7 protein-coding genes and 1 pseudogene are annotated in these 9338 nt (G+C 59.6%); 2 read left to right on the top strand and 6 right to left on the bottom strand.

What is annotated here, in order from left to right; all coding sequences use genetic code 11:
* Nucleotides 1–389: 389 nt before the first annotated feature.
* The 4 genes from CKW07_RS18570 to CKW07_RS18555 all read right to left on the bottom strand — a co-directional run bounded on the left by CKW07_RS18570 (nucleotide 390) and on the right by CKW07_RS18555 (nucleotide 4685).
* Complete coding sequence (locus CKW07_RS18570) at nucleotides 390–1514, bottom strand: agmatine/peptidylarginine deiminase (RefSeq protein WP_095146443.1); 1125 nt, start codon at nucleotides 1512–1514, stop codon at nucleotides 390–392.
* Between the two features lie 100 nt (nucleotides 1515–1614).
* Nucleotides 1615–2718, bottom strand: coding sequence for an extracellular solute-binding protein (locus CKW07_RS18565; RefSeq protein ID WP_095146442.1), 1104 nt, complete (start codon nucleotides 2716–2718; stop codon nucleotides 1615–1617).
* 1 nt (nucleotide 2719) lies between these two features.
* Nucleotides 2720–3628, bottom strand: a complete 909-nt coding sequence (gene aguB / locus CKW07_RS18560; RefSeq protein ID WP_095146441.1) for an N-carbamoylputrescine amidase — start codon at nucleotides 3626–3628, stop codon at nucleotides 2720–2722.
* A gap of 4 nt (nucleotides 3629–3632) precedes the next feature.
* On the bottom strand, nucleotides 3633–4685 hold the full coding sequence (locus tag CKW07_RS18555) for an agmatine/peptidylarginine deiminase (protein ID WP_095146449.1): 1053 nt from the start codon (nucleotides 4683–4685) through the stop codon (nucleotides 3633–3635).
* A 147-nt stretch (nucleotides 4686–4832) separates the two neighbouring features.
* Between CKW07_RS18555 and CKW07_RS18550 the strand changes: the two genes are divergently transcribed.
* On the top strand, nucleotides 4833–5705 hold the full coding sequence (locus CKW07_RS18550; protein WP_095146440.1) for a LysR substrate-binding domain-containing protein: 873 nt from the start codon (nucleotides 4833–4835) through the stop codon (nucleotides 5703–5705).
* Nucleotides 5706–5937: 232 nt separating this feature from the next.
* Nucleotides 5938–7662: a phospholipase D-like domain-containing protein gene (locus CKW07_RS18545; RefSeq protein ID WP_095146439.1), complete on the top strand. Its 1725-nt coding sequence runs from the start codon at nucleotides 5938–5940 to the stop codon at nucleotides 7660–7662.
* Between the two features lie 166 nt (nucleotides 7663–7828).
* On the opposite strand, the pseudogene CKW07_RS18540 reads toward CKW07_RS18545, so the two are convergent.
* Nucleotides 7829–8292, bottom strand: a pseudogene (locus CKW07_RS18540) (GNAT family N-acetyltransferase).
* A 127-nt stretch (nucleotides 8293–8419) separates the two neighbouring features.
* A complete protein-coding gene (locus CKW07_RS18535) occupies nucleotides 8420–9274 on the bottom strand; it encodes a LysR substrate-binding domain-containing protein (RefSeq protein ID WP_095146438.1) in 855 nt (284 codons plus the stop codon).
* Nucleotides 9275–9338 lie beyond the last annotated feature (64 nt).

Below are 9338 nucleotides of genomic sequence, written 5' to 3'. Positions count from 1 at the left end.
GTGATATCAGCCAATTCTTGATGCATCGGTACAACTGGATTCGACCCCATCAATTCAACGGTGGGCTGGCGCCAGCTCGGGCCGAAGAAAAACTTAACGTCGTGTCCGGGATTAGTTGACCACTACAGACCGCGTTGCTCTGGAGTCCATCGCGAGCGCGCTCGCTCCTACAACGGCGGTTTCATCCCCTTAACTGAACAGCATTGCCCTTCATCGACGGGCTTATGGGGGATGGCCTGGACCGCCGATGATTGCTGCGGGGGCCACCCGTCACGACCGACTGTGACCGGCCAATCGCAAACGGTAGTGACCGTCGCGCCGAAGCTCAGCCGACTTGGCCATACGGCACAGAACACGGTCTTGCTGATCGGGCAACCCGTTGACCCCGGCTAAACCCACGGTTGATGACTGGTCACGCAGTGAATACCGCCACCACCGGCCGCGATTGCGTCGATGTTGAGCTGCACCACCTCACGGTCAGGGTAGAGTTCAGACAACAGGTCAAAGGCCCTGGCATCTGCCCTCTTGTCGCCGAATTCGGGCGCGATGACCGCGCCATTGATCACGAAGTAGTTGATGTAGCCAGCAGCGAAGTCCGGGTTGTTGTTGCTGAAGGTGCTCTTTCGTGGGTTGAGCGGTGGCGACACGGTATGCACTTGCAGCGTGCGGCCATCGGCATCGGTGGCATTTTTGAGAATGTCCAGGTGAGCCAGTGTCACCTTGTGGTCGTACGACTCGGGATCGTTGTCGAGGTTGGCGATCACCACGCCGGGCTGGACGAAACGGGCGTAAAAATCCACATGGGCATCCGTGATGTCCTTGCCTTTGATGCCCGGCAGCCAGATGATTTTGCGCAGGCCCAGACGGGCTTTCAGCTCTTGCTCGACGTCGGCCTTGCTCCAGCCGGGGTTGCGGTTGGCATTGATCCAGCTGCTTTGGGTCATGATCCCCGTTCCGTGACCGTCTACCTCGATACCACCGCCCTCGCCCACCAACTCGCTGCGGATATGACGGGCGTCCACGGTGCTGGCAACCCAAGCTGCCAACCGCGCATCCTTGGCATGCCGCTGTTTGTTGCCCCAGCCATTGAAATTGAAATCCACGGCGCCAAGCCCGCCGTCCCCATCGATGACAAAATTGGCTCCGGTATCGCGCATCCAGATATCGTCGAGTTCGGTGACGACGTAGCTGATGTTCGCCGTACCGCAGTGCTCCTCGGCCAGATCCCGCTCGTGCTCGCGACAGAACACGGTCACCGGCTCATGGTGGGCGATGGTGCGCGCGATCAGGCCAATCGCCGCTTGCACGTCAGAGGTGAATTCCTCCCAGATGGCCTCCTGGGCACCAAAGGCGATGAACGCCCGCCGGTGCCGGTCGCCCTCATCCGGCATGTGCCAACTGCCTGCGGCGGCCGCTTGTGTGCGCAACGGTGTAAGCCCAAGCCCGATGGACACGGCAGCGCCCATACCGGCAACTACCGAGGCCTGTTTGATGAACTTACGACGCGTTGACATGTGTTGATCCTTGAATATTTTCTTCATGACGGCGAGGAGCCTATCTGCGTCCCTCGCGTCTGCCACCCGGATGACCAACTGCCTGGGCACCGATCTGTCGTTATTGAGTAGCGGCTGTCTTGAACCTGGTCCAAGCCCGCATGCGCGCTCGCATATCGGCCTGGGAGATGTCCTTGCCAGGAATCAGCCGTGCATAAGTGGCATCGTCGAGGTAAATATCCGGGTTGTTGCGCATGCTCGCATCGACGCTCGGACGGGCCTTGGCATTGGAAGTGGGATAGCCGGTGAAGTTGCTGATTGCAGCCATGTTCTCCGGACGCATGACGAAGTTGATGAACGCATAGGCGTACTCCGGGTGTTTGGCGTCGACAGGAATCGCCATGGCGTCCATCCACACCGTGGTGCCTTCACGGGGAACGCGGTACTGGAACGTGGTGCTCTTGCCGGCGCTGTCCGACGTCCGTTGTGCCTGAGTCATGTCCCCGCTGTAGCCTAGCGACAGGCACAGGTTGCCGTTTACCAGGTCGGTCACCGGTTGCGACTGGAACTTGCGAATGTACGGCCGTAACTTGAGCAGCAAGTCACTCGCCGCCGCCAGGTCCTCGGGCTTGGCGCTGCGTGGTTCACGACCCAGGTAATTGAGCACGACCGCCAGCACTTCGTCCGGCGAGTCGATCATCGAAATACCACAATCGCCAAACCGGGCAGCCAGTTCCGGCTTGAACAGCAGGTCCAGGCTGTTGACCGGGGCATCCGGCATGCGCTGGTGAATCTGCTCGGCATTGTACGTCAGGCCGATGGTGCCCCAGGTGTAGGGAACGGTGGCCTGGTTTGAATGCACGTAATGGGTACGCAGTTTCTGCAAACCTGGCTCGATATCATTTAGCGCCGTGAGCTTTGACGGGGCCAGCGGCAGCAGGCTGCCGGCACGCATCAAGCGCTCGGCCACCGTATCGCCCGGGAAGATCAGGTCATAACCACTGCCGCCCGCCAGCAGCTTGGCTTCCAGCGTCTCACTGCCATCCATGACGTCGTAGATCACCTTGATCCCGGTTTCAGCGGTGAACCGGGCCAGGGTGTCCTCGGCAAAATAATCCGCCCAGTTGTACAGCCTGAGGGTTTTCTCCTGCGCGTGGAGCGATGGCAAGGCACAGCCAAACGCCAATCCCAGGGCGCCGATCAACAGTTTGTTGGAAATACCCATGTCAAACCCCTTCTGTGTTCCAGCGTGCATGGCGGTGACGACCGTCCTGGCTCAGCAGCGCCCCGTACATCTCCGGACGGCGATCGCGGTAGATCCCCCAGCTCAGGCGTTCTTCACGCATGGCGGCCAGGTCCAGGCTGTGGACCAGCACCCCCGTGCTGTCGCGGTCGGCCTCGGCGAGCAACTTGCCCTTGTGGTTGCAGATAAAGGACGAGCCATAGAAGCTCATCTGCAGGGCCGGATCGGTGGTCGCCACTTCCCGGCCGACGCGATTGGCCGCCACGACCGGCAGGATGTTGGCGGCCGCATGGCCGCGCATGGTCATCTGCCAGTGGTCACGTGAGTCCAGGGCGGCGCAACCAGGCTCAGAGCCAATGGCGGTGGGAAACAACAGGACTTCGGCGCCCATCAACGCCAGGCAACGCGCAGTCTCGGGGAACCACTGGTCCCAGCAGATCCCCACGCCGATGCGCCCAAACGCCGTATCCCAGACCCGGAAGCCGGTATCGCCGGGGCTGAAATACTCCTTCTCTTGATAACCAATGGCGTTGGGAATGTGGGTCTTGCGGTACACGCCCAGCAGGCGTCCATCGGCATCGGCCACGCTCAAGGAGTTGAAGTAGGCATTGCCCGCCTTCTCGAACCAGCTCAGCGGCAGTACCACGCCCAACTCCCTGGCCAGCGCCGCGAAGCGCTTGAGGACACGGCTGTCTCGATATTCTTCGGCCAGCGCCAAGTGTTGATGGCTTTGTTCGATGCAGAAATACGGCGTGGCAAACAGCTCCTGCAACAGGATGACCTGGGCGCCCTTGGCCGCCGCCTCACGCACCAGTTGCTCAGCTTGATCAAGGTTGTGTGGCAAGTCCCAGGTGCAGGGCATCTGGGTGGTCGCAATCGTCAATAACGTCATGGCCTCAACCCTCCACCGGCCAGGCCGGCTGTTGCTGGGTGATGCAATGCACGCCGCCACCGCCATGGGCCAGGTGATTGATCCGCACCGGTACCACTTCGTGGTCGGGGAAGGCTTGAGCCAAAACTTTCGCAGCCACATGGTCAGCGTCAATGCCATAGGCCGGCATGATGATGGCGTTGTTGGCGATGTAGAAGTTGGTGTAGGAGGCACAGAACACGTCAGCGTCGGTGTCCACGGCTTCGGTGGCTTCATACAACTCGATCAGCTCGAACTGGCGGCCCTGGGCATCGGTGGCCAGTTCCAGGGCGCGACGGTTTTCTCGCACCACTTCGGCATACACCGAACCCCTGTCGTGGGTGGCATCGACCAGCAGCACGCCTGGGCGCGCGAACGCGCACACGCCATCGACATGACCATCCGTCATGTCGCCGGTCACGTAGTCCGGATCGCCCGGTAGCCAGACGGTCTTCTTCACGCCCAGCAAGCGCGTGAAGACTTCCTCCATCTCGGCCTTGTTCATGCCCGGGTTGCGATTGGGGTTGAGCAAGACGGACTCGGTGGTGATCAGCGTGCCCTCGCCGTCGACATGAATGGCACCGCCTTCGTTACTCAATGGCGTGCCGAAGCACGGCAAACCCAGGTGGTTGAGTGCGCGCCGCGCCAGGCTTTCGTCCAGGTCGTGCACCGACTTTCCGCCCCACGCGTTGAAGCGCCAGCTCACACCCGCCACCCCCTGTTGCGGGTGGCAGACGAAGCTCGGGCCGGAGTCCCGACACCAGCTGTCGTTCACCGCCAACTCGATCAGTTCGATGTTGGGTCCGCACAAGGCCTTGGCGCTGGTGACCGCAGCCGGGTCGACGACCATCTTCACCGGTTCGAAACGGGCAATAGCGTTGGCCACGCCGGCGAAGTCCTCTTGCACCTGCGCCAGGGTGACGCCCCAACCCGACTCCCAGAGTGCCTGGTTATGGGGCCAGACCATCCATGTCGCGGCGTGCCTGACCCACTCGGCCGGCATCCACCAGCCCCTGTTGCGAATTTCTTCGTGTTGCATGACATGCTGCATGATAAAAAGCCCTGTTAGTTAAGCCATTGTGTTCAACAAAACTGCCTTGGCGGTCTTGTCATGCATGCTACGACTGTAAAACAGGGCCAACAAACGATGGATTTTGCAGAAAAGTGATTAGAGGAACTTATCAATATGCTCAAGCACTGGCCACCGCTCAGCTCCCTTCGCGGCTTTGAAGCTGCTGCCCGGCTGGGCAGTTTTCACAAGGCTGCCGCCGAGTTGCACCTCACCCAGTCGGCAATCAGTCAGCAAATCCGCAGCCTTGAGGCATACCTTGAGCAACCCTTGTTCTTTCGCAGTGGACGCAGCGTCAGCCTGACCGATGCGGGGCACGACCTGCTCAGCACCACCCAGGTGCTGCTGCAACAACTGGCCGTCGGCATCCGCCGTCTTGGGCAGTACCAGAAGCCCAACCAACTGGTCCTCAACACCACCCCGGCGTTCGCCCGCCACTGGCTGCTGCCACGCCTGGGGGATTTTCGCCGCCAGCATCCAGAAGTGGATCTGTGGGTATTCACCACCGATGAAGCCCCGGACATGACCACCCAGACCATCGACCTCGCGGTCCGGGACGACATCAGCTCCCAGGCCGAGTGCAGCTTCAAGGTGCTGCATGCAGATCGGCTCTACCCGGCGTGTCACCCCAGTCAGTTGGCGATGCCTGGCGAACAGCGCACAACCCTTCACGGCGAGCGGGAAATGGACTGGAGTCACTGGGCCGTGGAAGCCGGTATAGATGTGGGTCAGAAAGACCAGGGGCTGAACTTTTCCGACCCCGGCCTGCTGCTGGACGCCGCGTGTGCGGGGCTCGGCATCGCTCTGGTCAGCCAGCTACTGAGTCGGCAGGCGCGCGCCGACGGACTGTTGCAACCCTTGGTGGACCACACCATTCGCGGCCCGAACTGGGCCTTGTTGACCCATCGTGACAGCGAGACCAATGCGCTGGCGCGCAGTTTCAGCGATTGGCTGGTGAGCCGCCTGGAAGCCGAAAACCCGGTGACGTGATTGTTACTGTCTGGAGAAAGGAATCTGCTCCATGGCACGCCGTTTCGGTTTCTTGCTAATCGCCACCCTGGGACTGGCGTTCATACTAATCTGGTGCGCCTATTGGGTCGGTCTGCACAGACTTTCACAGCACCCTGTGCCTCCAACAGCTACGCTTTTGATCGCCTTCAGCTAAATCGTCAGGCAGGGCAAGACCGGGAAACCACCGTCATCGTTTCAAAAGGAATGAAACATGTCCGAAGAATTCCAGATTGTCGCAGGGAACGCCAACGCGCCCTTCACCTTGAAGCTTCACCGCGGCGATGGCATGACGCTCCTTGCCATGAACTGGAGGGCAGCAAAACCACCCCGTGATTTCGTTGGTTTCGCCCTTGAGTACAAAGAGCCCGATGGCGACCGTTACTGGGTGATCAAGAACCGCATCAGCTTCCCGAACCCCGACGGCAGCGTGAGCAAGGCGCGAACCTCCAGCCGTCTCGCTCCCATTCAGAAGTTCCGCTGGGTTCACTTTCCCCTGAACGCTGAAAAGAAAGGCACGTTCACCTACCGGGTTACACCTGTGTTCATGAGCCTTTCCGGTGAGCTCAGTTACGGAGAGGCGCAGGAGGCAGGCATTGCCTTGGCACGTGAAACCTATCCCGGAAAACTGAACGTCACCTTCACTCGAGGCTTCGTCTCCTCGCAGGCTTTCGTTGACCGCTACGTCACCGACACAGATGGCATGCAAACCCTTATCCCCGCCACCGCCAGCGAAGGCCTGACGTTCGTGCCCACTCACCCTGAGGCCAAAGAAGCGCTTCAATGGATGGGCTTCGAGACGCGCAGCGCAATTGTCGAAGTACTCGACGCCGCTATCGCCGACAAGACAGCGCTCGTGCGTGTGGTTTGCTTTGATCTCAACGACCCCGCCATCGTCTCTCGCCTCAAGAAGCTCAAAAAGCGGTTGCGCGTCATCATCGACAACAGCAAGGCCCACAAGCCAGAAACTTGTGCCGAGTCACAAGCTGCCAATCTCCTCGCCACGACCGCTGGAGCTGACCAGGTCAAACGCCAACACATGAGTGACCTCCAGCATAACAAGACCATCGTGGTCGATGGCGAACACGTCAAGGCAGCTGTCTGCGGCTCCACGAACTTCACTTGGCGTGGCCAATTCATACAGTCCAACAACGCCATCGTCGTGTACGGAGAACGTGCCATCCGGCCGTTCATCAATGCGTTTGAGCACTACTGGAAGCATGACTCCGTCAGAGGTTTCGGGCCGACGGATTCGACCGGCTGGCAAAGCCTTCAGCTCGACGACATAGACGCCCACGTCACCTTTTCGCCGCATTCCAGTAATGAAGGCGTACTGCAAGCTGTCGCGGACGACATACGGGACGCGCAATCCTCGGTCTTCTATTCATTGGCGTTCCTGAACCAGACAGACGGGGCCGTGACCGAAGCCATCAAGGCAGTGACCATGAAAAAGGGCATCTTTGTTTATGGCATTTCCGACAAGAGAACGGCTGGCCTGGACGTGCAACTCCCTGACGGCAAGATCGCGCCCGTGTATGTGGCCAACCTCAGCGCCAACCTCCCCGAGCCCTTCAAAAGCGAACCCACGGGTCAAGGGGTCAACGGCCTGGGCTCGCGCATGCACCACAAGTTTGTCGTTATCGATTTCGACAAGCCCACGGCCCGCGTTTACACGGGGTCCTACAACTTTTCGAAGCCTGCTGACAACGAGAATGGCGAGAACCTTCTCCTTATCAAAGACCGTCGCATCGCGGTGTCCTACATGATCCAGGCCCTGACCCTCTTTGACCACTATCACTTCCGCGTACGCCAGGCCCAAGCCGACGCATCCAACACGCCCATTCAGTTGAAGAAAGCCCCAACGACCGGGCAGAAACCGTGGTGGTATGACAACTACAACGACCGCCGAAAGATACTTGACCGCGAATTGTTCGCATGACGGACCGCAAACCAACAGCTGGTTACTTGCCCCGCCTCAATCCTGATGACACCGGTCGCAACTGTACCGGTAACGACGATCGTTTCATTGCACGCCTGCGCTTGACTGCCGACACTTCAAATCCAGGTGATCGCATTGGGTCGAAAACGACCCTGGCAGACTCCGATCAGGATCCGCAACTACGCAACACCTTCTGCATGATGATAGTGCGCTCGGCACCGTGGAATTCATCACGGACTTTTCGAAAGCCCAGCGTGGCGTAAAGCCTTCTGCGGTGATTGAGGACGGCACGCGCAAAACTTCAAGGCCTACGCTGAGGGCAGTTGCATGAATGACCGCCATGAGCTGCCTGCCGATCCCGCTCCCTTGATGCTGTGGTTCGACAAATACGCTTCTTACCGTCTCCCCCTCCAGACTGGCGGTGGCGACGACACGTTGATCGACAGATGCCACATACACCCGGCGCTGCGTCATCAATCGATGAATCGCCTGTGGTGAAAAGCCCTGCTCCACTTGAACGATCACATCGGCGGGGTAGTCCCGCGCATTGGACTCACGCAGGGCACTCATCACAACATGGCTGATCGCTTCAGCATCCTCACCGGTTGCAAGGCGAACCTGACAATCCATCTTGAGTACCTCGCTGCGAGTGGTTGTCCAATCGTAAACGCGCGCGACCTCACAGGCTACGCTGATGGCAAAGCGGCTGTCGGCGACAGGCAGCCATCGGCCACAAGCGACCTGTCGACCCGTTCTCTCAAGCCCTGCGCGTGGAGCAGTACTCCACAATGAGCTGAGTGAGCGCTGCCACAATCGCCTGATCCGCTTCAGGGGAGGTAAACAACCGAAATTGCGCATCAGGCAAATCCGGCAGCCCTTGTTCAGCCCCAAGAACCGCCAGTCCTTGCCTCAACTGACTGAGTGTCATGGGGGCTACCGCGAAGCCCGCAAGCGCCGCCGCCCGCAACCCGGCAGTGCTGCTGCATAACATCGCCGTGCGTTGGGCGATCCCCGCCTGAGCCAGCCTCGTCAACGCTACCTCGCGATAAGGGCACGGCTCTGGGAACAGGGCCAGTGGCAACGGCGTCGGTAACTGGGTGACGGATTGCGCCGACCAGGCCCATACCAGTGGTTCTTGCCACAGCAGCAACCCCGCTTCGCTGGTCTCGCACAGAGAACCGATGACCAATTCCAGATGGCCTTGCCTCATCAGGTTCAGCAACGTGCCAGGAATACCCACCTGCACGTCGATCTCCATGCCCGGGTACTGCGCCGCGAAATCCTGAAAAGACCGCAGTAACCGCGATTCGACAAAGTCCTCGGACACCCCGATCCGCAGCCGTCCGTGAAACGGCGTGCGCGTCAGTTCTGCCCAGGCATCACGATTGAGCACAAGGATCGTGCGCGCATAAGAGACCAGGCGCTCTCCATCGGGAGTCAGTTGCTGGGAGCGAGTGGTGCGCGTCAACAGGGGTTTACCAATCTGTTCTTCCAATCGCCGCACGTGGCCACTGACCGCAGACTGAGTGAGGTGCAGCTTCTGAGCTGCACGACTGAAGCCTTCTTCATCGACGACAGTGACAAAAGTCTTGAGCAGCAGCGTATCGAACATAGTTATTTACGTGATCAATTCAGCATTAATTTACGATTTATATTTCAAATTCAAATATGTTGCA

The sequence above is a fragment of the Pseudomonas sp. Irchel s3b6 genome (assembly GCF_900187415.1).
GTDB lineage: Bacteria > Pseudomonadota > Gammaproteobacteria > Pseudomonadales > Pseudomonadaceae > Aquipseudomonas.
This window is presented reverse-complemented; position numbering and strand designations above follow the sequence as displayed.

Excerpts from the sequence above, each read along its gene's own strand:
- CKW07_RS18570 (WP_095146443.1), bottom strand. The coding sequence starts at position 1,514 with ATGTCAACGCGTCGTAAGTTCATCAAACAGGCCTCGGTAGTTGCCGGT.
- CKW07_RS18565 (WP_095146442.1), bottom strand. The coding sequence starts at position 2,718 with ATGGGTATTTCCAACAAACTGTTGATCGGCGCCCTGGGATTGGCGTTT.
- aguB (WP_095146441.1), bottom strand. The coding sequence starts at position 3,628 with ATGACGTTATTGACGATTGCGACCACCCAGATGCCCTGCACCTGGGAC.
- CKW07_RS18555 (WP_095146449.1), bottom strand. The coding sequence starts at position 4,685 with ATGCAACACGAAGAAATTCGCAACAGGGGCTGGTGGATGCCGGCCGAG.
- CKW07_RS18550 (WP_095146440.1), top strand. The coding sequence starts at position 4,833 with ATGCTCAAGCACTGGCCACCGCTCAGCTCCCTTCGCGGCTTTGAAGCT.
- CKW07_RS18545 (WP_095146439.1), top strand. The coding sequence starts at position 5,938 with ATGTCCGAAGAATTCCAGATTGTCGCAGGGAACGCCAACGCGCCCTTC.
- CKW07_RS18535 (WP_095146438.1), bottom strand. The coding sequence starts at position 9,274 with ATGTTCGATACGCTGCTGCTCAAGACTTTTGTCACTGTCGTCGATGAA.